The 24429-nt window shown below is 61.1% G+C and carries 25 protein-coding genes and 1 other RNA gene; 16 read left to right on the top strand and 10 right to left on the bottom strand.

The features are described from left to right. Nucleotides 1-52: 52 nt before the first annotated feature. The 9 genes from QHC67_RS09410 to QHC67_RS09370 all read left to right on the top strand — a co-directional run bounded on the left by QHC67_RS09410 (nucleotide 53) and on the right by QHC67_RS09370 (nucleotide 7449). Nucleotides 53-2428, top strand: a complete 2376-nt coding sequence (locus QHC67_RS09410; protein ID WP_319293643.1) for a chemotaxis protein CheA — start codon at nucleotides 53-55, stop codon at nucleotides 2426-2428. Next, the gene (locus QHC67_RS09405) at nucleotides 2428-2865 is read left to right on the top strand and encodes a chemotaxis protein CheW (protein ID WP_319293657.1); all 438 of its coding nucleotides are present in this window, start codon (nucleotides 2428-2430) and stop codon (nucleotides 2863-2865) included. Before QHC67_RS09410 ends, QHC67_RS09405 begins: the two co-directional genes overlap by 1 nt. Before the next feature lie 86 nt (nucleotides 2866-2951). Further along, entirely contained in the window at nucleotides 2952-3317 is a 366-nt protein-coding gene (locus tag QHC67_RS09400) for a response regulator (protein WP_319293641.1), read from the top strand. Between the two features lie 49 nt (nucleotides 3318-3366). Beyond that, a complete protein-coding gene (locus QHC67_RS09395) occupies nucleotides 3367-4443 on the top strand; it encodes a chemotaxis protein CheB (RefSeq protein ID WP_319293638.1) in 1077 nt (358 codons plus the stop codon). Further along, nucleotides 4440-5315 (top strand): protein-glutamate O-methyltransferase CheR, encoded by an 876-nt coding sequence (locus QHC67_RS09390; protein WP_319293636.1) that lies wholly within the window; start codon nucleotides 4440-4442, stop codon nucleotides 5313-5315. The genes QHC67_RS09395 and QHC67_RS09390 overlap by 4 nt, the downstream gene beginning before the upstream one ends. 134 nt (nucleotides 5316-5449) lie before the next feature. Beyond that, nucleotides 5450-6133: an N-acetylmuramoyl-L-alanine amidase gene (locus QHC67_RS09385; protein WP_319293634.1), complete on the top strand. Its 684-nt coding sequence runs from the start codon at nucleotides 5450-5452 to the stop codon at nucleotides 6131-6133. A 28-nt stretch (nucleotides 6134-6161) separates the two neighbouring features. Further along, nucleotides 6162-6539, top strand: an RNA gene (gene rnpB / locus QHC67_RS09380) — RNase P RNA component class A. 53 nt (nucleotides 6540-6592) lie between these two features. Next, a complete protein-coding gene (locus tag QHC67_RS09375; protein ID WP_319293632.1) occupies nucleotides 6593-7141 on the top strand; it encodes a J domain-containing protein in 549 nt (182 codons plus the stop codon). Beyond that, nucleotides 7138-7449: a (2Fe-2S) ferredoxin domain-containing protein gene (locus tag QHC67_RS09370; RefSeq protein ID WP_319293630.1), complete on the top strand. Its 312-nt coding sequence runs from the start codon at nucleotides 7138-7140 to the stop codon at nucleotides 7447-7449. Before QHC67_RS09375 ends, QHC67_RS09370 begins: the two co-directional genes overlap by 4 nt. Before the next feature lie 3 nt (nucleotides 7450-7452). On the opposite strand, the gene QHC67_RS09365 is transcribed toward QHC67_RS09370, so the two are convergent. The 5 genes from QHC67_RS09365 to QHC67_RS09345 form a co-directional block, all read right to left on the bottom strand. Further along, the gene (locus QHC67_RS09365; protein ID WP_319293628.1) at nucleotides 7453-8295 is read right to left on the bottom strand and encodes a MoxR family ATPase; all 843 of its coding nucleotides are present in this window, start codon (nucleotides 8293-8295) and stop codon (nucleotides 7453-7455) included. Between the two features lie 87 nt (nucleotides 8296-8382). Beyond that, nucleotides 8383-9051, bottom strand: a complete 669-nt coding sequence (locus QHC67_RS09360) for a DUF6975 family protein (protein ID WP_319293626.1) — start codon at nucleotides 9049-9051, stop codon at nucleotides 8383-8385. A 144-nt stretch (nucleotides 9052-9195) separates the two neighbouring features. Then, a complete protein-coding gene (gene rpoD, locus QHC67_RS09355; protein WP_319293624.1) occupies nucleotides 9196-11247 on the bottom strand; it encodes an RNA polymerase sigma factor RpoD in 2052 nt (683 codons plus the stop codon). A 36-nt stretch (nucleotides 11248-11283) separates the two neighbouring features. Further along, entirely contained in the window at nucleotides 11284-13155 is a 1872-nt protein-coding gene (gene dnaG / locus QHC67_RS09350; protein ID WP_319293622.1) for a DNA primase, read from the bottom strand. A 13-nt stretch (nucleotides 13156-13168) separates the two neighbouring features. Then, nucleotides 13169-13621: a GatB/YqeY domain-containing protein gene (locus tag QHC67_RS09345; RefSeq protein WP_319293621.1), complete on the bottom strand. Its 453-nt coding sequence runs from the start codon at nucleotides 13619-13621 to the stop codon at nucleotides 13169-13171. A gap of 156 nt (nucleotides 13622-13777) precedes the next feature. On the opposite strand from QHC67_RS09345, the gene carA reads away from it, so the two are divergent. The 5 genes from carA (at nucleotide 13778) to QHC67_RS09320 (ending at nucleotide 20052) form a co-directional block, all read left to right on the top strand. After that, nucleotides 13778-14965 carry a glutamine-hydrolyzing carbamoyl-phosphate synthase small subunit gene (gene carA, locus QHC67_RS09340; RefSeq protein WP_319293619.1) on the top strand — a complete coding sequence of 396 codons (1188 nt, stop codon included), beginning with the start codon at nucleotides 13778-13780 and terminating at the stop codon, nucleotides 14963-14965. Further along, entirely contained in the window at nucleotides 14962-15330 is a 369-nt protein-coding gene (locus tag QHC67_RS09335; RefSeq protein ID WP_319293617.1) for a ribonuclease E inhibitor RraB, read from the top strand. Before carA ends, QHC67_RS09335 begins: the two co-directional genes overlap by 4 nt. 85 nt (nucleotides 15331-15415) lie before the next feature. Further along, on the top strand, nucleotides 15416-18754 hold the full coding sequence (gene carB / locus QHC67_RS09330; RefSeq protein ID WP_319293615.1) for a carbamoyl-phosphate synthase large subunit: 3339 nt from the start codon (nucleotides 15416-15418) through the stop codon (nucleotides 18752-18754). Between the two features lie 81 nt (nucleotides 18755-18835). Continuing rightward, the gene (gene greA, locus QHC67_RS09325) at nucleotides 18836-19312 is read left to right on the top strand and encodes a transcription elongation factor GreA (protein WP_104954065.1); all 477 of its coding nucleotides are present in this window, start codon (nucleotides 18836-18838) and stop codon (nucleotides 19310-19312) included. A gap of 53 nt (nucleotides 19313-19365) precedes the next feature. After that, nucleotides 19366-20052 carry a rhomboid family intramembrane serine protease gene (locus tag QHC67_RS09320; RefSeq protein ID WP_319293611.1) on the top strand — a complete coding sequence of 229 codons (687 nt, stop codon included), beginning with the start codon at nucleotides 19366-19368 and terminating at the stop codon, nucleotides 20050-20052. Here the strand turns inward: QHC67_RS09320 and QHC67_RS09315 are convergent. The 5 genes from QHC67_RS09315 to QHC67_RS09295 form a co-directional block, all read right to left on the bottom strand. After that, nucleotides 20049-20270 carry a DUF4170 domain-containing protein gene (locus tag QHC67_RS09315; protein WP_319293609.1) on the bottom strand — a complete coding sequence of 74 codons (222 nt, stop codon included), beginning with the start codon at nucleotides 20268-20270 and terminating at the stop codon, nucleotides 20049-20051. The genes QHC67_RS09320 and QHC67_RS09315 overlap by 4 nt on opposite strands. Nucleotides 20271-20396: 126 nt before the next feature. Continuing rightward, a complete protein-coding gene (locus QHC67_RS09310; RefSeq protein WP_319293607.1) occupies nucleotides 20397-20954 on the bottom strand; it encodes a hypothetical protein in 558 nt (185 codons plus the stop codon). Continuing rightward, nucleotides 20944-21339 carry a hypothetical protein gene (locus QHC67_RS09305; RefSeq protein WP_319293605.1) on the bottom strand — a complete coding sequence of 132 codons (396 nt, stop codon included), beginning with the start codon at nucleotides 21337-21339 and terminating at the stop codon, nucleotides 20944-20946. The genes QHC67_RS09310 and QHC67_RS09305 overlap by 11 nt, the downstream gene beginning before the upstream one ends. Further along, nucleotides 21336-21737 carry a phage holin family protein gene (locus QHC67_RS09300; protein WP_319293604.1) on the bottom strand — a complete coding sequence of 134 codons (402 nt, stop codon included), beginning with the start codon at nucleotides 21735-21737 and terminating at the stop codon, nucleotides 21336-21338. The genes QHC67_RS09305 and QHC67_RS09300 overlap by 4 nt, the downstream gene beginning before the upstream one ends. A gap of 50 nt (nucleotides 21738-21787) precedes the next feature. Then, nucleotides 21788-22339: a hypothetical protein gene (locus QHC67_RS09295; protein WP_319293602.1), complete on the bottom strand. Its 552-nt coding sequence runs from the start codon at nucleotides 22337-22339 to the stop codon at nucleotides 21788-21790. Between the two features lie 241 nt (nucleotides 22340-22580). Here QHC67_RS09295 and eno point away from each other — a divergent pair, with 241 nt between their 5' ends. Beyond that, the gene (gene eno / locus QHC67_RS09290) at nucleotides 22581-23855 is read left to right on the top strand and encodes a phosphopyruvate hydratase (protein WP_319293600.1); all 1275 of its coding nucleotides are present in this window, start codon (nucleotides 22581-22583) and stop codon (nucleotides 23853-23855) included. A 125-nt stretch (nucleotides 23856-23980) separates the two neighbouring features. Next, entirely contained in the window at nucleotides 23981-24292 is a 312-nt protein-coding gene (locus QHC67_RS09285) for a septum formation initiator family protein (protein WP_319293598.1), read from the top strand. Nucleotides 24293-24429: the final 137 nt, after the last annotated feature.

Here is a 24429-nt window from a genome sequence, read left to right as displayed (position 1 = left end):
TAACCACGGTTCATCCAAGGTGCAGATCAAGTAGCTGCATCGGATGGAGCGGATGGACGAATTACTCGGCGAATTCATATCGGAGACGCAGGAAACGCTCGAGGCGCTGGCCGGAGTGGTGGTCGCGTGGGAAGCCGATCCTTCCGATAAGGAACGGCTCGATTCGATCTTCCGGTTTTTCCACACCGTCAAAGGGAGCTGCGGTTTCCTCAACCTGCCTCGCTTCGAGAGGCTGAGCCACGCAGCCGAAGATGTGCTGTCCGACATACGTGCAGGCCGCCGCGTGCCCGATGGGTCCACCGTCAACGCAGTGCTTGCGATCATGGATCGCATCGGCGAACTCACCGAGGCAGTGGTGTCGGGCGCCTCTCTGCCGTCTGAAAATGATGAACTCCTCATTGCGGCACTCAATGAGAAGAAACTGGAAGAGGTCAAAGGGGAGCCAGCCGCCGCCGTCTCGGCGGTTGCGCCGCGCCGCGAACAAGGCAGCGCCCAGAGAACCATTCGCCTGCCACTGACGCTGATCGATCAGCTGATGAATGGCGTGTCGGATATGGTGCTCGCGCGCAATGAGCTCTCGCGCAAGCTTCGCGACCTGACTTCCGATCCCGACCTCGAGAGCGCGTTCGAGCGCCTTTCGTCCTGCGTGGCCGACATGCGCGACTCGATTTCGAAGACACGTATGCAGCGCGTGGATCGCCTTTTCGCTGCAATACCACGCATGGTGCGGGACTTGTGCCGCGACCTTGGCAAACGCGTCGAACTGGACATCGAAGGCGGCGACGTCGAGATGGACCGCGAGATGGTGGAGATGGTCGTCGACCCACTCACGCACATCGTCCGCAACAGCATCGATCATGGCATCGAAAGTCCGGCGGAGCGGCTCGCCGTGGGCAAGCCGGAATCCGGGATGCTGCGCCTCGTCGCGCGTCAATCCGGGAACCAGATCGTCATTGAAATCAGCGACGATGGGCGTGGCCTGAACAGCGATCACCTCGTGCGCAAAGCCATAGCAGGAGGCGATTTGACGGCCGAGGCAGCTGCACAGCTGACTGAAGCGGAAAAATGCGATCTGATATTCAAGGCCGGCCTCTCGACAGCTCAGGCAGTGACCGCAGTGTCGGGCCGTGGTGTCGGCATGGATGTCGTACGAGCTAATGTCGAACGTATCGGCGGCGTCATCGCGCTAGAGAATCAACCGGGCCGGGGCCTGAAGATCACGCTGCGCGTACCGCTGACGCTCACCATCATACCGGGGTTGATAATCAAGGCCGGCGGGCAGCAATTCGCGATACCCCGCGCGGCCATCGTCGAGATACTGCACCAGAACAACGAGACGCTTTCGATCAGTCGGGTCGGCGGTGCGTGCATCGCGACCATCAGGCACATTCGACACTCGATGATCGAGCTGGAAGATGTACTGGGTCTCCCATTCGTCGATCAGCATGGCCCACGGACAGTGATGGTCGTCCGATCAGCCTCCGGCATTCCCTTTGCAATGGGTGTGGCATCGGTGGACAATCACGAGGAACTGGTCATCAGACCCGCTTCGCCACTGATAATGGCGTCGGGCGTATATGCAGGCATGACCTTGCCAGACAACGGCCAACCCATGCTCCTGCTCGACGCAGGCGGGCTTGCACAGGCAGCTAATCTGTCAAATCTTGTCGACGATCGGACGATCCAGGCCGATGGGGAGCTTGCGGGGCGTGCGTCCGCCGTAGAGACCTTGAGCGCCTTGCGTTTCGAGGAGCTGTCCGGCGAAGAGCGCCTGCTGCGCCTCAGCCTTGTCGAGCGTGTCGAGGATCTTGGCGCCGACCTGTTCGGGATGTCAGGGGGCAGGGCATTTGCGCGTGTAGAAGGACGCCTGCTGCCTGTTGCAAATGGACATCATCGGTTCGAGGGAGCCTGCATCACCACCCTTCGCCTGAAGGATGACGAACGGGAGCTATGCTATCCTGTCGCTCGGGTGATCGATATCGTGCAGATGCCCGTAAATCCGGACATGGTGCTGTCCGGCGGAACGATCAGCGGCATAGTCGTTATCGATGATATCCATCTGGAGGTGCTCGATCCCTTCACTCTGTTCGGTGCTATCCCTCTCGACGCAATCACCCCTCATGCTGCTGTCCGATGCGTGATAGCGGACAAGGGCGACATCTGGGCCGAGGAGATATTGGCTCCCCTGCTGCGCCAAGCCGGGCATAACGTGATCATAGGGATGCCGGACGAAGGCATAATGCAGCCCGACGATGTCATCCTATGTATCGGCCCAGACGGCACCGAAGCCCTGCCTGGGCATCAGCCGGTGGTGCGTATCCGGAACCTTCCGACCGCCAAGGACCGCGAGGACAAGTCAGTGTACCGCTACGATCGCGATGGATTGATGGCCGCGATCAGCGCCGCCAGGACGGAGAAGGTCGCATGATCAGCCAGCTCTATCTTTTCGCCAGCATCGCGGGCACGCCCGTCGCCGTGATGACGGAGGAAATCGAAGCGGTCGTCCGGGTTTCGGAGATATCGCCAGTACCTGGGATGCCTCCACATATCGCGGGCCTGTCCGCACTACGCAGCCGTGTGCTCACCATGATCGATGTGGCCGCGCTCATCAACGGCCGTCCCACGCCTCGCGAACTGCATGAACTCGCAATCATCGCGGACATCAGCGGCCATAGCTACGGTCTGATCGTAGATGCAGTGAGCGATATCTGCTCCGTTCCGGATGGGGAACTTCCCCTCCGCGGGCAGTTGGCCCCCGCCTGGGCACCCTTTGCGAGAAGTATCGTGGAAAATGCTGGCGAGCCTCACCTGCTTGTTTCTCTTTCCAGCTTTATCGATCCAGCGCTGACATCGCAGGCTGCCTGATTTCCATTGGCGACGAGTATTTACCAAACGCTTAGCTTTCACCCTTACAAACCAACTGAACGCAAATGCCAAAGGGGTCACTTATCATGACAAACTGCCTGGTAGTCGATGACTCCAAGGTTATCCGCAAGGTTGCTCGACACATTCTCGAGTCTCTCGACATCAAGGTGACGGAAGCATGCGACGGGCGTGACGCGCTTACGCAATGCGAGGCGTCGCTTCCCGACGTCGTGCTGCTCGACTGGAACATGCCCGTGATGAGCGGCATGGAGTTCCTGCAGGAGCTTTCGAAGACGCAGATGGTGAACCGTCCGAAGGTGATCTTCTGCACGACTGAAAACGGTCTTGGCCATATCAAAGCTGCCGTCGAAGCGGGAGCGGACGAATATGTCATGAAGCCGTTCGACAGAGATACGCTGGAAAGCAAGCTCCAGATCGTCGGCGTGATCTGACGCTGAAATCCGACCGGTTCGTGTTGATATCACCCGAAGGCTGCTAACGATGCGCGCAGATAAAGTTGCGATAGGTCCCGTACATGGTGAGGCTTCGGCCCTCCGCGTACTGATCGTCGATGATTCGGTGGTGGCGCGCACGGTTCTGGAGCGCATTCTTACCGCCCACGAAGGTTTCTTGGTCGCGCACAAGACGAACAATGCACAGCAGGCGCTGGATTTCCTCGCGCGAAAGCCTGTAGATCTGATCCTGCTCGACGTCGAGATGCCCGGCCAGAGTGGCATTGTGGCTCTTCCGAAAATCCTGGAGGCAGGTAACGGGGCAAAGGTTATCATCCTGTCGGGAAACTGCCAGGAAGGCAGCGCCGTCGCCGTAGAAGCTCTTGCGCTTGGTGCGAGCGACATCCTCTCCAAGCCCGATCGCGGTTCCTTTGGCGATCAGTTTGCCCGCGCCCTCCTGGGTCGAATGGAGCGCATCTTTGGCGCGGAACGCGACGATGACAGTTCCGCCGCCATTCACTTGCGGCAGCCGTCAGGGGAGAGGGCCATTGCCTGTATAGGCGTTGGCGCATCGACGGGCGGCATCCATGCGCTGGGTCAGCTGTTTGCGGGCATGACTGTACCTATGGGCGTTCCCATTTTGGTAACCCAGCATCTCCCGCCCAGTTTCATTCCATATTTTGCGACCCAGCTTGCCCGGATGACCAGCTTGCCCGTGAAAGTTGCGGAGCAAAGTGAAATCTTGATGGCCGACCAGATCTATGTTGCACCCGGTGAAGCCAATCTCGGATGCCGACGCACGTGGAACGGCCAGATCGCGGTCGCTCTTTCAAGCGACAGGACTCCTCTCAGTAGCCTTCCCGCCGTCGATCCGATGTTCATGGCCATAGCCCGCTGCTACGGCAGTGGCGCTGTCGGTGTGGTTTTGACAGGAATGGGGAGGGACGGGACGTCCGGGGCCGGACACATTGTGGACGGTGGCGGGATTGTGATCGCCCAGGATGAGGCAAGTAGCGTGGTTTGGGGAATGCCTGGATCAGTGGCCCGCGCTGGCCTGGCTACTGCCCTTTTACCACCGGAGAAAATTATGCCGTTCGCAACTCAACGATGTGCGATCTTGGCATGACGGCTGAAGGCCAGGATATCGTCTTCACTGGCGCCACGCGCGTCCTTGCAGGTCTGCTCGAATCGCGAACGGGACAGATCCTTTCAGAAAACCGGATATGGCGCATAGAAACGGCCTTGAAGCCGATCCTTCGCGCCCACGGCTTCCCTGATCTTGAAGCACTGGTTGCCAAGCTGCTTTCCCGAAGCGAGCATCCGCTGACGACGGAAGTAGTCAATGCGCTACTCAACAACGAAAGCAGTTTTTTTCGCGATCTGCAGATTTTTCAGATGATTTCGCGCGAGTTGCTACCTCGCATTCGGGCCAGTCGGCCTGACCGTGTTGTCCGTATCTGGTGCGCCGGCTGCTCTACTGGGCAAGAAGCCTATTCGCTTGCCATGCAGTTTCGCAAGGATGCGGAGCAATGGCAGGGGTGGCGGATCAGCATTCTGGGTACGGACATTTCTACGGCCGCGATCGCCCGGGCCCAATCGGGTATATTCTCGCAGATCGACGTGCAGCGCGGCCTTCCCATTAGCGATCTCCTGAAATGGTTCGAGCCAGTCGGCGACGATTGGAAGATCAGCGACGAACTGCGCCAGATGGTAGATTTCCGGCAAGATAATCTTTTCGATCCCCATGTGCCCGGCGGCTATTTCGATCTGATACTGTGTCGGAATGTCCTCTTATATTTTTCGCTGGAGATGCGGCAGAAAGTCTTCGACCGACTGGCACAACACAGCCGACCTGGTGGTTATCTCCTTCTTGGCGCAGGGGAGACGGTCATCGGACAAACGAATGATTTCATTTCGAGCCGCGAGTTTCGCGGCAGTTATGAACGGCGCAATAGCTTTGGCGAGGATGTCGCGGCTCCCATCCGCCGAGCGCGCTGAGCTTCGACACTAAAGCGGCCATCAGCAACGCGTCATACCGTGTTCCTGCACCTTGATCGTGCTCTCACTCTCGGCCATTGTCGTTCCGTCACGTTCGACGCAGCCACGGGATCGACAATGTTGGGTGAAGCTTCATGATCGAGACGCCTTCGCCGAATTTTGACGAGCGCAGCGCGCCGGTTACGATGCTGGTGCTGCACTATACCGGAATGCCTGATGCCGCGAGCGCGATAAACTGGCTCGCCAATCCGGAGTCCAAGGTCTCTGCCCATTATGTTGTAACGGAGGATGGTCAGGTCATCCGCATGGTAGCGGAAGACAAGCGTGCCTGGCACGCGGGAAAATCCCACTGGCGCGGAATGTCTGATATCAATTCCGCCAGCATCGGGATCGAGATCGTCAATCCGGGCCATGAATGGGGTTATCGCCCTTTCCCCGCTACGCAGATGCAGGCGCTGGTGCCGCTGGTGAACGAAATCGTGCAGCGCTATGGCATCACGCGCGGCAATGTCGTCGGGCACAGCGACATCGCTCCTGCCCGCAAGCAGGACCCCGGCGAGTTGTTCCCTTGGGCGACGCTGGCGCGACTGCGCCTCGCCTTGCCGCGCCCCACAAAGAACCTGATGGACCCGCACTGGACCGACAGCGGCTTCATGCTGGCGCTCGAACGTTTCGGCTATGAGATCGCCGACCAGAAGGCGGCCGTAGTTGCATTTCAGCGCCGGTTCCGTCCTGAGCTGATCGACGGCATCATCTGTGGGGAATGCCGCGCCATTCTGCTTGCCTTGCTGCTCCCCAAGCCAAGAGGGGATGACTGACCCACACTTTTGGGCTAGGGACGCCGCACCAGGGGGCCGGGCGACCGCGGCATAGCGATATGGCGAGGAAAGTCCGGGCTCCACGAAAAGACGGTGCCAGCTAACGGCTGGCGGAGGCGACTCCAGGGACAGTGCAACAGAGAGCAGGTCGCTAAGGCTTCGGTCCAGTGACAGTGAAAGGGTGCGGTAAGAGCGCACCGCGTCCCCGGCAACGGGCGACGGCATGGTAAACCCCACCGGGAGCAAGACCGAATAGGGGCGGCGCGGGGAGCAATCCCCAAGGCATTTTCGGCCTGACCGCCCGGGTTGGTTGCTTGAGGCCATGAGCGATCATGGTCCTAGAGGAATGGTCGCCCAGTCGCCGCAAGGTGATGGACAGAACCCGGCTTACAGGCCCCCTGGTGCTTTTCTTTCTCCATGTTCCTTCCTTTGAAGGGTCCCAACGGCTACATGGGGGTGATGTCAAAAGCGAGAAGATCGAATGACTGGGGGTTTCCTCGCTGGCGTGCCTACGGCGCGTCGAGCGAGGCTCAGCAAGTTAAGATGTGCGATCGCCATGGCTGCGATCAGCCCGGTAATTGTCCAGCGCCCAAATCTCCCAATAGCAAGGAGCGCTGGTACTTCTGCCCGGAGCATGCCGGCGAATATAACCGGAACTGGGACTATTTTCAGGGACTGGATGCCGAGGAACGCGCCTCGCGCGAGAAGGCGGAGCAGCGTGATGCGGGCGGGTTTCAGGGCGCTGCCTTCTATGGCTGGGGCGGCCCTGGCGACGGCAGCCGTTCGCGCGACGAGATGCGGGCGCTGGCAGTGCTGGAGCTGGAAAGCGACGCCGATTTCGAGGCTGTGCGCAAGAGCTGGCGACGGCTTGCCAAGGAAAACCATCCGGACGTGAGGCCGGGCGACGCGGCGGCGGCGGAACGATTTCAGGCGATCCAGGCGGCATATGACGTATTGCGGGTTGCGGAGGACCGGCGCACTTGGAAGCCAAGCGGGGCTGGCATTTGAAGAGCGTCGTTCGGTCGAACTGGAAAACGGCGGTACTCGTCTGCCGCAAATGCTCGAAGAAAGTCGATGGCGGTTTCGGGCCCAAGGGCAATCAGCCGCTCGCCAAGGCACTCAAGAAGCATTTGTCCTTGAAGAAGGGACGGAAGGGTGACGCGGGAATATTGGAAGTGAGCTGCCTTGGCATATGCCCGAAAGGCGCCGTCACGGTAGTAAACGGCGCCTCGAGCCGCGATTGGCTGTTGGTCAGGCCGGGAGCCGATCTCGATGCGCTGTCCGTGGAACTGGGGCTCATTGCGACCGGCGGTTGACCATCAGGCGTTGCGGCGGGACATGAAGGCCAGCCGTTCGAACATCATCACGTCCTGCTCGTTCTTCAGCAGCGCGCCATGCAGCGGGGGGATCGCCTTGCTGCTGTCCTTCGACTGAAGGACGTCCAGCGGCAGGTCCTCGGCCAGCAGCAGCTTCAGCCAGTCGAGCAATTCCGACGTCGACGGCTTTTTCTTGAGTCCCGGCACCTCGCGGATGTCGTAGAAGATATCCATGGCACGGTTGACGAGGATCTTCTGAATGCCGGGGAAATGGACGTCGACGATCGACTGCATCGTCTCTCGGTCGGGAAACTTGATGTAATGGAAGAAGCAGCGGCGCAGGAATGCGTCCGGCAATTCCTTCTCGTTGTTCGAGGTGATGATGACGACGGGACGTTCCTTCGCCGCGACCATCTCGCCGGTTTCGTAGACGTGGAACGCCATGCGATCGAGTTCCTGCAACAGGTCGTTGGGGAACTCGATGTCGGCCTTGTCGATCTCATCGATGAGCAGCACCGGCAGCACAGGGGAGGTGAAAGCCTCCCAAAGCTTGCCCTTGCGGATGTAGTTGGAGATGTCGTGGACGCGCTCATCGCCCAACTGGCCATCGCGTAGCCGCGCCACCGCGTCATATTCGTAGAGACCCTGATGCGCCTTGGTCGTGGACTTGACGTTCCACTCGATCAGCGGCGCGCCCAGCGCATTGGCGATTTCCTGCGCCAGCACCGTCTTGCCAGTCCCCGGTTCCCCTTTGACCAGCAGAGGCCGACGCAGGAGGATGGCGGCGTTCACGGCGACCTTCAGGTCGGCAGTAGCCACATAATCGCTGGTGCCTTCAAAACGCATATGCTGCTCGTTCTCCGTTACGATGCGCTACACGGAGTAGGGAGAGGTTCGGAGTCGCGCAAGCCCCACCGGGGCATCCGGCCAACGTCAGCCGGGGGTGCGGACACTCGCACGGGCCTGAAGCAAGTCCCACAGGCCGCGATGCTGGCCGAGCAACTGCCGAGCACCGAAGGTCAGAGCGCGCGTGCTGTGCTCGTCCTGCCCGAGTTCCTTGGCGAGTTCCAGTGTTGCGGCAGGGGTGGGCAGCGATGAAGGCTGTGGCTGAATGCCTACGCGCAGCGCCGCAGCTTCAAGTATTTTGCGAATCGCTCGCCAGTCCAGGACAAGCGCAATAGCGGCGCCCATGGCACAGCCGCGGCGGTCGGATTGGGCGAGCATGTCAAGGGCGTGGCGCTGTTGAAGCACGGTGGCGTCGCACTGGTCCTGCCCCATGGTGCTGGGCAGGGGGCCAGCAGCAACCGTGACCTGCGTCAGTAAAGCGCGCTCCGCCGCAAAACCCTTCGCCGCCTGAAGCAGCCAGGGACGAGACGCATTGTCCGCCGTCTTGGTGGCCGCATGATCTATGACGCCGGGATGGCGGCCGTGCAGGATGCAGAGATAATGCGCGGCGTCCGCCAGATTGGGGAGTGAGCCAATCAGCGCGCTCGGCTGCGCAGCGGCGGCGTAGGCATGAGCGGCAGTGCCATCGGCCGCAACCAGAGCGGCGATGATGTCGCTGATGTCATCGTCGGAACTGCGCGGAACCGCTGTGTTCATCATGTACCCCAGTTGATTTATCCATGCCGGCACATTGAATGCGATCACCGGCGCGGTGCTGGGGCAGACTGTTACGCAAGTGAGGTAAAGACGCGGTTAAATGGCGGTGGGAAATCCGCCTCGCTGCGGACTTCCCACCCTGCCTTACTGGTCGAGGAAACTGCGCATTTTCCGGCTGCGCGAGGGGTGCTTGAGCTTCCTCAGCGCCTTCGCTTCGATCTGCCGGATACGTTCGCGCGTCACGCTGAATTGCTGGCCGACTTCCTCCAGCGTGTGGTCGGTGTTCATGCCGATGCCAAAGCGCATACGCAGCACGCGTTCCTCGCGTGGCGTGAGCGATGCAAGCACGCGCGTGACGGTCTCCTTCAGGTTCGCCTGAATGGCCGCATCCACCGGAATGATCGCGTTCTTGTCCTCTATGAAGTCGCCCAAATGGCTGTCTTCCTCGTCGCCGATCGGCGTTTCGAGGGAGATCGGCTCTTTGGCGATCTTCATCACCTTACGGACCTTTTCGAGCGGCATCGACAGGCGCTCGGCCATTTCCTCCGGCGTCGGTTCGCGGCCCTGCTCGTGCAGGAACTGGCGGCTGGTGCGGACAAGCTTGTTGATCGTCTCAATCATGTGCACCGGAATGCGGATCGTGCGTGCCTGATCCGCAATGGAACGCGTGATCGCCTGTCGGATCCACCAGGTTGCATAGGTGCTGAACTTGTAGCCGCGGCGATATTCGAACTTATCGACGGCCTTCATCAGGCCGATATTGCCTTCCTGAATAAGATCCAGGAACTGCAGGCCGCGGTTCGTATATTTCTTGGCGATGGAGATGACGAGGCGCAGGTTCGCTTCGACCATTTCCTTCTTGGCGATACGCGCCTCCCGTTCGCCCTTCTGCACCATGTTGACGATGCGGCGGAACTCGCTGAGCGACATGCCGGTGGCCTGCGCGATTTCGCTGACTTCGGTGCGGATACGGTCCACGGCGCGTTCTTCGGCAGCTACGAAAGCCGCCCATTTCTTGTCGATATTAGCGACGCTCGCCAGCCAGCCGTCATCCAGCTCATGGTTCACATAGCGGTCGAGGAAGTCCTTGCGCGGCACCTTGTGGCGCTCGGCAAGGCGCAGCATCTGGCCGCCCAGCGTCGTCAGCCGGCGATTATAGGCATAGAGCTGATCGACGAGATATTCGATCTTCTGCTGGTGGAACTGCACGCTTTCGACCTGCGCGGTAAGGTCCTCGCGCAGCTGCTGATACTTGGCTTCCTGCTTGGCCGAATAGGCTTCGCCATTCGCCATCGCTACGAGGCGCGACTCCTGCGCCTTTGAAAAGGCACGGAAAATCTCGGTGATGGTCGCGAACTTCTCTAGCGCGATGGGCTTGAGCTGTTCTTCCATCTGAGCGAGGCTGAGAGTGTTGTCTTCCTCGTCATCCTCTTCGACGCGGGGCGCACGGCGCTCGGTCATCGAATCCTCATCTTCGTCGGCGTCGGCGGAAACCTCTTCGGGTTCCTCCTCTTCCTTGAACGAAGGGCCAGCGGTCTTGGCGCTGATCTCGCCATCGTCGTCCTCGGCGCCTTCCTCAAGGCTTTCCGGGGCAGGGTCCTTGGACAGCATCGCGTCGAGATCGAGAATCTCGCGAAGCTGCATCTCGCCATTGTTGAGCGCGGTCGACCATTCGATGATGGCGTTGAACGTCGTCGGGCTTTCGCAAAGCCCCAGGATCATGGTGTCGCGACCGGCCTCGATGCGCTTGGCGATGGCGATTTCGCCTTCACGGCTCAACAGTTCGACGGCGCCCATTTCGCGCAGGTACATGCGGACGGGATCGTCGGTGCGATCGACCGTTTCCTTCTTCTTCTCCGCTACCGGGCGGGAGCCTTCGTCCTCGCTGTCATCGGTTTCATCCTCGGCGGCATCGTCCTCGCGCTGCTTTTCCTCGTCGCCTTCTTCGCTGGCTTCTTCGTTCTCGACGATGTTGACGCCCATGTCGTTGAGCGCCGACATCACATCCTCGATCTGCTCGGAAGACATCTGGTCCTGCGGCAGGGCGTTGTTCAGTTCGTCGTACGTGATGTAGCCGCGCTTCTTGGCACGCGAGAGTAGCTTCTTTACCGAAGCCTCATTGAGATCGAGCAGCGGTGCATCGCCGCCATCGGGATCTTCAGTTGTCGTCGTGCCTTTGTTAGCCTTGGTAGCCATGTAATCGCCTTAACCCCGTGGTCCGCCGCCGGACCATCAAACTGTATCTTCCGGCTGCATCAAGTCCGCCAATCGCTGCGCATGAGTCGCTTTCAACTCGCGCAGCTTCTGCTGATGCAGAAAGCTGGCTTCGTCCAATGCTTCACCCATGGCACGTGTGGCGTCCGCCAATGCCGCATCAATCTCCGGTCCAGCCGCTATCACCCGGATGGCCTCATCCAGATCGCGCTGAGCGCGAGTCTCATCAGCCTTTTTGCGGGTAAAAGTGAACGTTAGCGCGTCGGCCCGGAGTAGCCCCTTCGCCCTATTATACAATTCACCTGTTCCCAATATGGTAAGGAGGGCGTCTGTTTCAACACTTTCTTCGCGCATCGCGCCTGTCAGCAGCTTTTCCATCAACGCAGCCATGACGGGATCAGCGATCCGCAGGCCGGAGAGTTCCTCAAGATGCTCCTTTATTCGGTCGGGATAGCGCAGCAGCCCGGCGATGACGCCGCACAGGAGCATGGCTTCGGTGCCCGTGGCGCTGATCGCCCGAGTTTCGCGGATCGGCGGAGCGATCGGAGGCTTCCACTGGCCCTTGCGGTCCATCTTGCCGCGCTGCGGCCGGGGCTGCATCGGCGTGAAGGCGCGGCGGGCGAAGAATAGGGCATCGTGCCGTTCGCGAAAGATCTGGCTGTAATGCGCGCGGACGTCGCCGTGGGTCATGGCGTCGGTGTACTCGGCAAGGCGCTGTTTGAGAGCGGCGCGTTGTTCGGGCGTATCCAGTGGACCTACGGCAAGGGCGTGGCTCCATAGGCGGTCCACCAGAGGTTCCGATTGCGCGAGCACCGATTCGAAGGCCGCCGGGCCGGACGCGCGGACGAGATCGTCCGGGTCCTGTCCCTGCGGCAGAGTGGCGAAGCAGAGGCTGTGGCCGGGGCGAAGCAAGGGCAGGGCGCGCAGGGCAGCGCGGATCGCCGCTTTCTGCCCGGCCGCGTCGCCATCGAAGCAGAGGATCGGCACCTCCACCATTTTCCAGAGCCGTTCGATCTGATGCTCCGTCAGTGCGGTGCCAAGCGGCGCGACGCACTCGCCAAAGCCTGCCTGCGCGAGCGCGATCACATCCATATAGCCTTCGACCACGATCACGCGTCCCGTCTGGCGCGAGGCAGGGGAGGCGCGATCGAGGTTGTAAAGCGTGCGACCCTTGTCGAACAAAGGCGTGTCGGGGGAGTTCAGATATTTGGGCTCTCCCGCGCCCAGGATGCGGCCGCCGAATGCGATGACGCGGCCACGCGGGTCGCGAATCGGGATCATCAGGCGGCCCCGAAAGCGGTCGTAGCTTTCGCGTTTGGCGTCGCCCGTTGCCTCGGGCGCGATCAGCAGGCCCGCTTCCACCAGCATCGGATCACCGAACTCTTGTAGGGCAGTCTTCAGTTTGCCGCGTGAGTCGGGAGAGTAGCCGAAGCCGAATGCCTTTATCGTGTCCGCGCGCATGCCCCGCTTCTTGAGATATTCGCGCGCGGTGCCGCCATCCGCACCGTTCATCTCTGCCGCAAACCAGTCCTGCGCCGCCTGCATCACGTCATGCAGCCCCTTCGCCTGTTCGGCGCGCTGGGCCGCACGTGGATCGGCGGCGGGTACGTCCATGCTCGCGGCGGCGGCGAGTTCCTTTACAGCGTCCATGAAGGGCAGGCCGCGCTGCTCGGTCATCCACCGGATCGCATCGCCATGCGCGCCGCAGCCGAAGCAGTGATAGAAGCCCTTTTCGTCGTTGATCGTGAAGCTGGGCGTCTTCTCGTTATGAAAGGGGCAGCACGCCTTATACTCGCGCCCGGCCTTCTGCACCTTGATGCTCTTGCCGATCAGCGTGGACAAGGTGGTCCGCGCGCGCAGTTCGTCCAGCCATTGGGGGGTGAGGCTCAAAGCCTGCCTCGCATCAGCTTAGGGCGGCTTTCACCAAGCCGCTGGCCTTGCTCATGTCGATCACGGTGCCGTGGCGTTCTTTCAATACGGCCATCACCTTGCCCATGTCCTTTGGGGTCGTCGCGCCGACTTCGGCCTTGATCGCGTCGATCGCGGCACGGGTGTCGTCATCGCCCATCTGGGCGGGCAGGAAGCTTTCAATGACCGCGAGTTCGGCCTGCTCCTTTGCGGCGAGTTCCGCGCGGCCACCATCCGTGAACATGATGATCGATTCGCGGCGCTGCTTTGCCATCTTCTGGAGTACGTCCACGACCACAGCGTCGTCTTCAGGCACCTGCGAAGCGGTGCGCAATTCGATGTCGCGGTCCTTCAGCTTGGCGGATATCAGCCGTACTGCGGCCAGTCGATCCTTGTCTCCAGCCTTCATCGCGTCGATCTGGGCGGCTTTGATGGCGTCACGAATCATATGTGAAATCGGTCCTGTCTGTCGGAAACGACCGTATATAATGCAAAATGAGATTATTAACAGGAGTTGACCCCACGCCCCCACAGGCATAGGTGACCGGCCGTTTAACCCGTAGAAAACGGGACGGACCCCAAGAGCAAAAAAGGACCGCTTGCAATGGCAGATGCCAAGACCCTCACCGTGCCTAAAGGAGCCACAGGGGTATTGGTATTGGCCGATGGCACCTGCGTGTTCGGGCGCGGCTTCGGCGCGATCGGCGATGCGGTGGGCGAAGTGTGCTTCAACACCGCGATGACCGGCTATCAGGAAGTGATGACCGACCCCAGCTATGCCGGGCAGATCGTCACCTTCACCTTTCCGCATATCGGCAATGTCGGCACCAATCTGGACGACGTGGAGGCGGACCAGCCCTTCGCGCATGGCTGTGTCGTGCGACAGGATGTGACGGAGCCGAGCAGCTTCCGCAATGTGCAGCCTTTCGACCAGTGGATGAAGGCGAACGGGCGTATCGGTTTGTCGGGGGTGGATACTCGTGCGCTGACGCGGATGATCCGGGAGAAGGGCGCGCCGAACGCGGTGATCGCGCATGATCCCGAAGGTGCGTTCGACTTGCCGGCGCTGGTGGCCAAGGCGCAGGCGTGGCCGGGGTTGGAAGGCATGGACCTCGCCATTCAGGTGACCGGCAAGGAAAGCCGCTTGTGGAATGGCGGCGTCTGGTCGCTGGGCACTGGCTATCCGAAGAATGAAGTGGATGATCAGAGCGACCTTCGGCCCCATGTGGTCGCGTTGGATTATGGCGCAAAGAACAATATTTTCAGGAACTTGGTGAAGGCAGGCGCTCGCGTGACGGTGCTGCCTGCCACGGCTTCGTTCGCGGACATCGCGGCGCTGAAGCCCGACGGCGTGTTCCTGTCCAACGGCCCGGGCGACCCGGCGGCGACGGGCGAATATGCGGTGCCGGTGATCGGCGAACTGCTGGAGAAGGACGTGCCGATCTTCGGCATCTGCCTTGGCCATCAGTTGCTGGCTCTGGCGGCGGGCGCGAAGACGGTGAAGATGCATCAGGGGCATCGCGGCGCGAACCATCCGGTGAAGCGGCTGTCGGACGGGTTGGTCGAGATCACCAGCATGAACCATGGTTTCGCGGTGGACACCGACACGCTGCCCGATAACGTGCGGCCGACGCATGTATCGTTGTTCGATGGTAGCAACTGTGGGCTGGAACTGACTGATAAGCCCGCATTCAGTGTGCAATATCACCCTGAAGCATCGCCGGGGCCGCAGGACAGCTTCTATCTGTTCGAGCGCTTCGTCGAGGGCCTGAAAAAGGGCGAAAAGGCATGAGCGTTAAGCTGCCCAAGGTCAATCCCACGCGGCTGGAGGAGGAATGGGAAGCGGACAAGGAAGTCCTCGCGAATCTCGCCGCCAATGGTGACAAGGCGAAGGTGCCACGGGCCGTCGATGTGAGTTTTCGGGGCAACGAGAAGGATCTGGAGCGCCTCGCCGAAGCCGCCAGCCAGTTCGGCTTCGTCGAATTGGACCGCGAAGAGGGCGAGGATGGCGAACCCTATCTGTTCCTGGAATGCGAACAGGCGGTCGATGAAGAGTCCATCCGCGCGCTGACCCGCAAGTGCCTCCAGATCGAACTCATGTTCGATGTGGAATATGACGGCTGGGGCTGCGAAGCGCAGACGGGGGCGCTGCATTGATGGCGACGATACGCGACTTCAGAGTTGAACCACTTGAAAAAAACGCTTTTGAGAAGCTCGTCCAGCTTGGGAAAAAACACTTCTAATGCCCAAACGTACTGACATCCAATCCATCCTCATCATCGGCGCAGGCCCGATCATCATCGGGCAGGCGTGTGAGTTCGATTATTCGGGGACGCAGGCGTGCAAGGCGCTGAAGGAGGAGGGCTACCGAATCATCCTGGTGAACTCCAACCCGGCGACGATCATGACCGATCCGGAGATGGCCGACGCGACCTATGTCGAGCCGATCACGCCGGAGATCGTCGCGAAGATCATCGAGAAGGAGCGGCCCGATGCGGTGCTGCCGACGATGGGCGGGCAGACGGCGCTGAACACGGCGCTGGCGCTGTGGAATGACGGGACGCTGGAGAAATATGGCTGCCAGATGATCGGTGCGGATGCCGAAGCGATCGACAAAGCCGAGGACCGGATGAAGTTCCGGCAGGCGATGGACAAGATCGGCCTGGAAAGCCCCAAGTCCGCGATTGCGCACACGGTCGAGGAGGCGCTCGCCGGTCTGGAGCAGGTCGGCCTGCCCGCAATCATCCGCCCGAGCTTCACCATGGGCGGCACAGGCGGCGGCATCGCCTATAATCGCGACGAATTCGTCCGCATCGTGACGGGTGGCCTCGACGCGTCGCCTACCGACGAAGTGCTGATCGAGGAGTCGGTGCTCGGCTGGAAGGAATATGAGATGGAAGTCGTGCGCGACCGCGCCGACAACTGCATCATCATCTGCTCCATCGAGAATATCGATCCGATGGGCGTCCACACCGGCGACAGCATCACCGTCGCTCCGGCCCTGACGCTGACGGACAAGGAATATCAGATCATGCGCAACGCATCCATTGCGGTGCTGCGCGAAATCGGCGTGGAAACAGGCGGTTCCAACGTACAGTTCGCAGTCAATCCGAAGGACGGGCGCCTGGTCGTGATCGAGATGAACCCGCGCGTGTCGCGCTCGTCGGCGCTGGCGTCAAAGGCGACGGGCTTCCCGATTGCGAAGGTCGCGGCGAAGCTGGCGGTCGGCTACACGCTGGACGAGATCACCAACGACATCACCGGCGCGACCCCGGCTAGCTTCGAACCCACCATCGACTATGTGGTGACGAAGATCCCGCGCTTTGCCTTCGAGAAGTTCAAGGGCTCCGAGCCGCTGCTGAACACCGCGATGAAGTCGGTGGGCGAAGTGATGGCGATCGGGCGCTCGATCCATGAGAGCCTGCAGAAGGCATTACGCGGGCTGGAGACGGGCCTCTCGGGCTTCAACACCGTCGATCATCTGGTCGGCGCACCGAAGGACGACATCATCGCTGCGCTGGCGCTGCCGACGCCGGACCGGTTGCTGGTTGCGGCGCAGGCGCTGCGCGAAGGGCTGACCGTCGCGGAAATCCACGCCATCGCGAAATATGATCCTTGGTTCCTGGAGCGGATCAAGGAAATCATCGACGCCGAACAGGGCGTGCTGGACAATGGCCTGCCGCAGGATGCGGACGCCATGCGGCAACTGAAAGCCATGGGCTTTTCGGACAAGCGGCTGGCGTGGCTGGCGCTCAAGTCCGCCAATCTGCGGCCGGGCATGTCACGGGCCGTCGCGCAGGGCTCCGGGCTGATCCGTGAGGCCGTGGTCGCTATGACCGGCGGCATTACGGAGGGCGAGGTGCGCGCGCTGCGGCATAAACTGGGTGTGCGTCCGGTGTTCAAGCGGATCGACACCTGCGCCGCCGAGTTCGAGGCGAAAACGCCGTACATGTACTCGACCTACGAAGCGCCGAGCTTTGGTGAGGCTGAGTGCGAGTCCAGTCCGAGCGACCGGAACAAGGTTGTGATCCTTGGTGGCGGGCCGAACCGGATCGGGCAGGGGATCGAGTTCGACTATTGCTGCTGTCACGCTTGTTTTGCGCTGGGCGATGTCGGTTTTGAGACGATCATGATCAACTGCAATCCGGAGACGGTTTCGACGGACTATGACACGTCCGACCGGCTGTATTTCGAGCCGCTGACGGCCGAGGACGTGCTGGAAATTCTGGCGGTGGAGCAGTCGCGCGGCACATTGGCTGGCGTCATCGTGCAGTTCGGCGGGCAGACGCCGCTGAAGCTGGCGCAGGCGCTGGAGGATGCGGGTATCCCGATCCTGGGCACGTCGCCCGATGCCATCGATCTGGCCGAGGATCGCGAGCGCTTTGCGGCGCTGATTGACAAGTTGAAGCTGAAGCAGCCAGACAACGGTATTGCGCGCAGCCGCGAGGAGGCCATCGCGGTCGCCAATCGCATCGGCTATCCGGTGCTGATGCGGCCAAGCTATGTGCTGGGCGGCCGCGCAATGGAGATCGTCGACGGGCAGGCGCAGCTTGAGGAGTATATCACGACCGCGGTGCAGGTCTCGGGCGACTCTCCGGTGCTGATCGACCAGTATCTGCGCGATGCCATCGAGGTGGACGTAGATGCGCTCGGCGATGGCGAGGATGTGGTGGTTGCGGGTGTGCTCCAGCATATCGAGGAAGCGGGGGTCCATTCGGGCGACAGCGCCTGCTCCATGCCGCCCTACAGCCTGTCCGCCGAGATCATTGCCGAGATCGACCGGCAGACCGAGGTGCTGGCGCGGGCGCTCTCGGTCAAGGGTCTGATGAACATTCAGTTCGCGGTGAAGGACGGCGCGGTTTACCTGATCGAAGTCAATCCGCGCGCGAGCCGCACGGTGCCCTTCGTCGCCAAGGCCATCGGCACGCCGATCGCCAAGATCGCGGCGCGGGTGATGGCCGGCGAAAAGCTGCGCGACCTGCCGCAGATCGACCGCCACGCCATAGACCACATCGCCGTCAAGGAAGCGGTGTTCCCGTTCGCGCGCTTCCCAGGTGTCGATCCGGTGCTATCGCCTGAGATGAAGTCCACGGGCGAGGTTATGGGCATCGACGCCGACTTCGCGACGGCCTTCGCCAAGGCGCAGCTGGGCGCGGGCACGGTGCTGCCGAAGTCCGGCACTGTGTTCATATCGGTGAAGGACAGCGACAAGGCCGTGATCCTGCCTGCCGCGCGCAAGATCGTGGCGTCGGGCTTCAAGGTCGTCGCTACGGGGGGCACGGCCCGGTTCCTCGAGGAGAGTGGCATTCCGGTGGAGACCGTGAACAAGGTGGCGCAGGGGCGCCCCCATATCGTCGACCGGATCACCGATGGCGGCGTCGATCTGATCTTCAACACGACCGAAGGATGGCAGTCGTTGAAGGACAGCCAGTCCATCCGTGCGAGCGCGCTGAAGCAGAAGATTCCAAGCTTTACGACGGCGGCGGCGAGCGTTGCGGCAGTGGATGCGATAGAGGCTTTGCTGGCGCATCCTCTTGAAGTTCGCTCTCTGCAGTCTTATTATTCACGGTCGCAAGCCTGAACCCCTGCACTTCAGTCATGCTGCGGGTGGCCCATACATACGGTGGGGCCGCTAAAGGGAATTGTTGACAAAGGATACGTGATGGCGACCGCCGAAAAGATGCCGATGCTGATGATCGGCTATGAAAAGCTGACGGCGCAGTTGAAGGAACTGAAGGCCGAACGGCCGCTGATCGTCGATGCCATCGAGGAAGCGCGCGCGCATGGCGATCTTTCGGAAAATGCCGAATATCATGCAGCGAAGGAGCGGCAGGGACAGGTCGAGGCGACGATTGCCGATCTGGAGGACAAGCTTTCGCGGGCGCAGATCATTGATCCGACCACATTGTCCGGCGACAAGATCGTGTTCGGCGCGACCGTCACCCTGCTGGACGAGGACGACAAGCCCGTGACCTATCAGATCGTGGGTCAGGCCGAGGCGGACGCGAAGTCCGGAATGATTTCCTACAACAGCCCGCTGGGGCGCGCTCTGATTGGTCGCCAGAAGGGCGATGAAGTCGAAGTCACGGTGCCGTCGGGTGAAAAATTCTACCTCGTCGATAAAATCGCTTTCGTTTGACCGTGGCGGGTGCCTGGCTTTGGCAGGCATCTTCCCTTGACCGGCGTACGCCCATGAAGCTCCCGCGCGGGATCATTACGAACTGGCTGTCTGCCATGGCACTGGCTGCGTTCGTCATGACCTGGGCGATGGGGCAGATCGAGTATGCCGCTTTGGTCGGCGGGTTCATTCCTGCCCGGCTGACCGATCCTAGTGTCTTCGCTCATGCGATGGGGCCGGTGGCGGTGCCGGCCTTGCTGACGCCGCTTACGGCGACATTGATCCACGGCGGCTGGATGCACATCGGTTTCAATCTGCTGATGCTGTTGTTCTGCGGCCGGCACGTGGAGCATGTGCTGGGGCCAAAGCTGATGCTGTTGCTCTATGGCGCCGGAGCTTATGCGGCGGCGGCAGCGGAGTGGGCGCTGGACCCTTCATCCATGTCGCCGATGGTCGGCGCAAGCGGCGCAATCTCAGCGCTGCTCGGCACCTATGCGTTGATGTACAGTCATCAGAAGGTGCGGCCGATTGGTCCCTTTTCCGCCAACGTCGTGCGGATTGCCTGGCTGGCGGTGGGCTGGACAGCGATCCAGTTGATGATCGGGCTGGCGACGGCGGGAGGTACGGACGACCTGGGTGAAGGGATCGGCCAGATCGCGATAGGAGCCCATATCGGCGGGTTCATCGCAGGGCTGCTGCTCACCCGGCCAATCCTGCACCTGCGCTTCCGCAAAGGCCCGGTCGGCCTCAAGAAATTCTAGCTTGAGATCTGTTCAGGGTCGAGCAGGCGGTGGAGGTGAACCACGACATATTTCATTTCAGCATCGTCCACGGTCCGCTGCGCTGCCGCGCGCCAGGCTTTTTCGGCACTGGCGTAGTCCGGATAGACGCCGACCAGATCGATGGCGTTCAAATCTTCGAACTCAAGCGTCTGCGGGTCCTTGACGCGGCCGCCCATGACGAGATGCATCTTGCTCAATTACGAGTTCCTTGGATGGGAGAAGCCATAGCCGGTAGCAGCAGCTAGCCGATTTTCCAAGTCTGAAGGCCACGAAAAAGGGGCTGAACCAACAGCGGTTCAGCCCCTTCGTTCCCTAAAGCGCGTCTATCGGCGCAGCTTATCGCTTGCCGCAGCAACGGTGTCTCTGGCGAGGGTCGCTGCGCTATCCGCGACGCCAGCTGCCTTCGATCCGGCAGTGCCTATTGCAGAGCGAGCGTCGGTCGCAGCGTTGCCGATGGCAGTGCCAGCGGTCGTCGCTGCACGACCGGCGGCGAGCCGGGCTTCCGCTGCGCGCTGCTCCAGAACCTCGACGGCATAGCTGGCTGCTTCGCCGGCTCTGGTGCTCAGTGCGGCAATGGCGCCGGTGCCGTTTCGGACGAGGGCGCGGCCCTTCGGGAAAAGTACCGCCAGCAGAGCACCGGCGGCGGCGGCGGCGGCCGTCGCTGCGATGGGGTGTTCCTGGATGAAGTCGTTGGCTCGGCCAGCAACCTGATAGGACCGGTCGCGAGCGTCACCATATACTTCCGTCGCCTTATCCCGCGAGCGCGTGAACGTCTCGCTTGCCGTGTCGCGAGCGCCCCTCAGCTTCTCGGCGGCAGTGCTGGCGGTGTCTCCGGCGAACTCGCGGGCGCGGTCGAGCTGTTGGTTGATGTCACTTTTCATGGGATTCTCCGTTCAGGCGGGCAGCCGAGGCTGCGGAATGCAATTTCTGCTTGAGCCATAGGCTGGCCTGCGTCGCTGTGGACTCAGGCTCGGCGGGACGGTTGAGGCGCGCAAAACCTCGCTTCACCAGACGGTATAATGGGCGGCGGAAAAGATAGGCGATAAGTCCAACGCCTGCCGCACCTACGGCAACCGGGTGTTGTCGTGCCGTGTCCTGGGCCTTTTCGTTACCGTCATGCCACGCCTTTTGAGCACTGGACTTGGCGTCGTCCTTGAGACGCGAGGGGCTGACGCGAGCGCGGGCTAACTGCGTGTTCGCAAGGAAACTTGCCTTCTTGGCTTCGGCCCGCTGGACTGCCGCCTGATACTCAAGGTGAGTGGTCATGCCTTCATGTCCTTGGTCATGCGCGTGATCCTGGACTTGGCTCCAAGCACGAGGAGCCCAGCGATGATCAGAGCCACGATGACGACGGCAGCAGTCGCGCCGCCCGCCGTCAGTGTCGGGGTGAGGGTAATGATCAGGCCGACGAGCAGGGCACCAATGGCAGCCAGCGCAATGACCAATGCACCCCCGAGCAGAATCGCTGCATCACGTGCCCCAGCGCTCACGATCCCGGCGCGAAGGCGCTGGCGATCAAGCTCTGCGTGCGCATATTCCTTGCCGCTGCCGATCAGTCGGGAGAAGGTCTCTCCTATCGACTCATCGGCATCGGGCCTTACCCAAGTGTCGTCAGCCAGGACCCTGTCCTCGGCCTTGAATGATGCCTGGTTCATTTCGTTCATTCAACTGCTCCGATCCATCGTGGCACCGCATGCATGCGGCACGCAGATCGTCATGCGTCTTCTGATGAATCCGAGCCCTTTGCGAGCCGCATCAATACGTAGCCCACTACCGCAGCGGCGCCGATCGCGACGGCCGGGCTCTTGCGTACGAAATCACGCGCATCGCCCATGAGCTGGTCGACGTCCTTTGCGTCCAGCGACTTTGCTGCGCCCGACACTGCTTCGGCAGCATAACGCGCATAGTCGCCATATTGTGGCCCAAGCTTCGCGTCGACGGTACTGGCTGTGTCGGAAATGAGCTTTGACAGGCTCTGCATCGCGGTGCCGGTCTTTTCCTTTGCGACATCTGCAGCGCTGCGGGCTGTTCTTGTCGCCTGATCCTTCAACTGGTCGCTGTGCGTCTTCCAGTCGACATTCTCGGTAGCCTTGAGAGCCGCAGCCTTGACCTTCTCTGCACTCTCCTTGACCGCCTCTGTCACCGACTTCTTGGGCGCTTCCCCGCTGGAAGAGCCCGTGGGAATCGCGGTGTTTGGCGTGGGTGTCGTGGTGTTGGCCGTACCAATTCCATTGGTGCTGCCCGTTTCGTTTAGCGTATCAGCCATGCCCGTTCCTCCTCGCAGAATATCTGCCCCCTTGGGAGCACTTTCGTTCCGTCAATGCTTGCCGACTGTAACGGTTCCGTCGCGGACGCAGATTAGCCCTGCCTTCAGCATTTCATATCGTAACCGTTACGTGTTTTTGTTCCCGATGCAAGTCCATGCGGCAGCCATCGGCATTGCCAATAAAGCCAGCGCTGGCTAAGCGGGCCGCAATCCAGCAGGCTTCCATCGACAGGGGACATCCATGACTGCCATTCTCGACATCCATGCACGCCAGATTCTCGACAGCCGGGGCAATCCCACGGTCGAGGTGGATGTGATGCTGGAGGATGGCAGCTTCGGCCGGGCGGCAGTGCCTTCGGGCGCCTCCACCGGCGCTTATGAGGCTGTCGAGAAGCGCGACGGAGACAAGAGCAAATATCTTGGCAAGGGCGTGCTGAAGGCCATCGAGGCGGTCAACACCGAGATCGCAGAGGCGCTGATCGGCATCGACGCCGAAGATCAGGGCGAAGTCGACGCCGCTATGATCGCTCTGGACGGCACGGAGAACAAGTCGCGCCTCGGCGCAAACGCGATCCTGGGGGTCAGCCTTGCGAGCGCGAAGGCGGCTGCCGATGCGCGCGGATTGCCGCTGTATCGCTATGTCGGTGGGGTGTCGGCGCATGTGCTGCCGGTGCCGATGATGAACATCATCAACGGCGGCGAACATGCCGACAACCCGATCGATTTCCAGGAATTCATGGTGATGCCGGTTGGCGCGGAAAACCTGGCCGACGCAGTTCGGATCGGTGCGGAGATCTTCCACACGCTGAAGAAGGGCCTGCACGACAAGGGGCTGGCGACTGCGGTAGGCGACGAGGGCGGCTTTGCGCCCAATCTTGCCTCCACCACCGACGCGCTCGACTTCATCATGGCGAGCATCGAGAAGGCCGGGTACAAGCCGGGCGATGATGTGGTGCTGGCGCTGGATTGCGCCGCCACCGAATTCTTCAAGGGCGGCAAATATGAGATGGTGGGCGAGGGCAAGTCGCTTTCCTCGCTGGAGATGGCCGATTATCTCGCCGACCTGTGTGCGCGTTACCCGATCAAATCGATCGAAGATGGCATGGGCGAAGACGACTTCGAGGGCTGGAAGGCGCTGACGGACAAGATCGGCAGCACGGTCCAGCTGGTTGGCGACGACCTGTTCGTGACCAACCCCAAGCGCCTGTCGATGGGCATCGACAAAGGCCTCGCCAATTCGCTGCTGGTGAAGGTCAATCAGATCGGCACGCTAACCGAAACGCTGGCCGCGGTATCGATGGCGCAGCGGGCGGGCTATACCGCCGTCATGTCGCACCGTTCTGGCGAGACCGAGGACGCGACGATCGCCGATCTGGCGGTTGCGACCAATTGCGGGCAGATCAAGACGGGATCGCTCGCGCGCTCCGATCGGTTGGCCAAGTACAACCAGCTCATTCGGATCGAGGAAGAACTGGGCGACATCGCCGTGTATGCCGGGCGTTCGATCTTCAAGTAAAGATCAACTAATGCTCGGGTGGCTTCAGGAACTCGGCACAGTAGCGTAACGACAAAAATCAGCGAGTTGATACAGGTTTTACAGATTTATGTTGCAAGCCTGAATCGCCTGTGATTCAAGGGCTCATGGCCCATATCGCTAAGTTACGTACGCTGCTGATGTCAGCATTGGGGCCTGCCCTGGCGATTCTGCTGCTGTTGCTCTTCGCCGGTTACGCCGTGTTCGGCTCCAGCGGGATATTGGCCTGGGGCGACTACTCGCGGCAACTGAACGCCAGCCGGGTCGAACTGGCCATGGTCAAGAAGCAGCGGGACCAATTGAAGAACCGCGTACAGCTTCTTGATCCGCGTCGCGCCGACCCGGATATGGTCGACGAACTCGTCCGCAAGGAGCTGAATGTTGGCCATCCCGACGAAGTGATCGTGCCGCTCAAGTAACGCATGTAACTACCTAGCCGATATTCGGATGGCAGGAGCATTTCTCCTGTCGGTTTACCGCTCCTGCGCATCGTCGGGGCGTTGCATTATGAGCCTGACTGGCTCTATATCCTTTGCTCCCTCCCCGGAACGACAAA

This window comes from Sphingobium sp. (assembly GCF_033795625.1).
In the GTDB taxonomy this organism is placed as follows: domain Bacteria; phylum Pseudomonadota; class Alphaproteobacteria; order Sphingomonadales; family Sphingomonadaceae; genus Sphingobium.
The sequence above is the reverse complement of the archived record's forward strand: the minus strand, read 5'-3'. Positions and strand labels throughout refer to the sequence as shown.

What these genes read in the sequence shown, in the direction of transcription:
- QHC67_RS09285 (WP_319293598.1), top strand. Translation starts at nt 23,981, where the DNA reads ATGGCCCATATCGCTAAGTTACGTACGCTGCTGATGTCAGCATTGGGG.
- eno (WP_319293600.1), top strand. Translation starts at nt 22,581, where the DNA reads ATGACTGCCATTCTCGACATCCATGCACGCCAGATTCTCGACAGCCGG.
- QHC67_RS09320 (WP_319293611.1), top strand. Translation starts at nt 19,366, where the DNA reads ATGAAGCTCCCGCGCGGGATCATTACGAACTGGCTGTCTGCCATGGCA.
- QHC67_RS09400 (WP_319293641.1), top strand. Translation starts at nt 2,952, where the DNA reads ATGACAAACTGCCTGGTAGTCGATGACTCCAAGGTTATCCGCAAGGTT.
- greA (WP_104954065.1), top strand. Translation starts at nt 18,836, where the DNA reads ATGGCGACCGCCGAAAAGATGCCGATGCTGATGATCGGCTATGAAAAG.
- QHC67_RS09390 (WP_319293636.1), top strand. Translation starts at nt 4,440, where the DNA reads ATGACGGCTGAAGGCCAGGATATCGTCTTCACTGGCGCCACGCGCGTC.
- QHC67_RS09300 (WP_319293604.1), bottom strand. Translation starts at nt 21,737, where the DNA reads ATGAACGAAATGAACCAGGCATCATTCAAGGCCGAGGACAGGGTCCTG.
- QHC67_RS09310 (WP_319293607.1), bottom strand. Translation starts at nt 20,954, where the DNA reads ATGAAAAGTGACATCAACCAACAGCTCGACCGCGCCCGCGAGTTCGCC.
- carA (WP_319293619.1), top strand. Translation starts at nt 13,778, where the DNA reads ATGGCAGATGCCAAGACCCTCACCGTGCCTAAAGGAGCCACAGGGGTA.
- QHC67_RS09365 (WP_319293628.1), bottom strand. Translation starts at nt 8,295, where the DNA reads ATGCGTTTTGAAGGCACCAGCGATTATGTGGCTACTGCCGACCTGAAG.
- carB (WP_319293615.1), top strand. Translation starts at nt 15,416, where the DNA reads ATGCCCAAACGTACTGACATCCAATCCATCCTCATCATCGGCGCAGGC.
- rpoD (WP_319293624.1), bottom strand. Translation starts at nt 11,247, where the DNA reads ATGGCTACCAAGGCTAACAAAGGCACGACGACAACTGAAGATCCCGAT.
- QHC67_RS09345 (WP_319293621.1), bottom strand. Translation starts at nt 13,621, where the DNA reads ATGATTCGTGACGCCATCAAAGCCGCCCAGATCGACGCGATGAAGGCT.
- QHC67_RS09360 (WP_319293626.1), bottom strand. Translation starts at nt 9,051, where the DNA reads ATGAACACAGCGGTTCCGCGCAGTTCCGACGATGACATCAGCGACATC.
- QHC67_RS09385 (WP_319293634.1), top strand. Translation starts at nt 5,450, where the DNA reads ATGATCGAGACGCCTTCGCCGAATTTTGACGAGCGCAGCGCGCCGGTT.
- QHC67_RS09305 (WP_319293605.1), bottom strand. Translation starts at nt 21,339, where the DNA reads ATGACCACTCACCTTGAGTATCAGGCGGCAGTCCAGCGGGCCGAAGCC.
- QHC67_RS09295 (WP_319293602.1), bottom strand. Translation starts at nt 22,339, where the DNA reads ATGGCTGATACGCTAAACGAAACGGGCAGCACCAATGGAATTGGTACG.
- QHC67_RS09335 (WP_319293617.1), top strand. Translation starts at nt 14,962, where the DNA reads ATGAGCGTTAAGCTGCCCAAGGTCAATCCCACGCGGCTGGAGGAGGAA.
- QHC67_RS09395 (WP_319293638.1), top strand. Translation starts at nt 3,367, where the DNA reads ATGCGCGCAGATAAAGTTGCGATAGGTCCCGTACATGGTGAGGCTTCG.
- QHC67_RS09375 (WP_319293632.1), top strand. Translation starts at nt 6,593, where the DNA reads ATGTCAAAAGCGAGAAGATCGAATGACTGGGGGTTTCCTCGCTGGCGT.
- QHC67_RS09410 (WP_319293643.1), top strand. Translation starts at nt 53, where the DNA reads ATGGACGAATTACTCGGCGAATTCATATCGGAGACGCAGGAAACGCTC.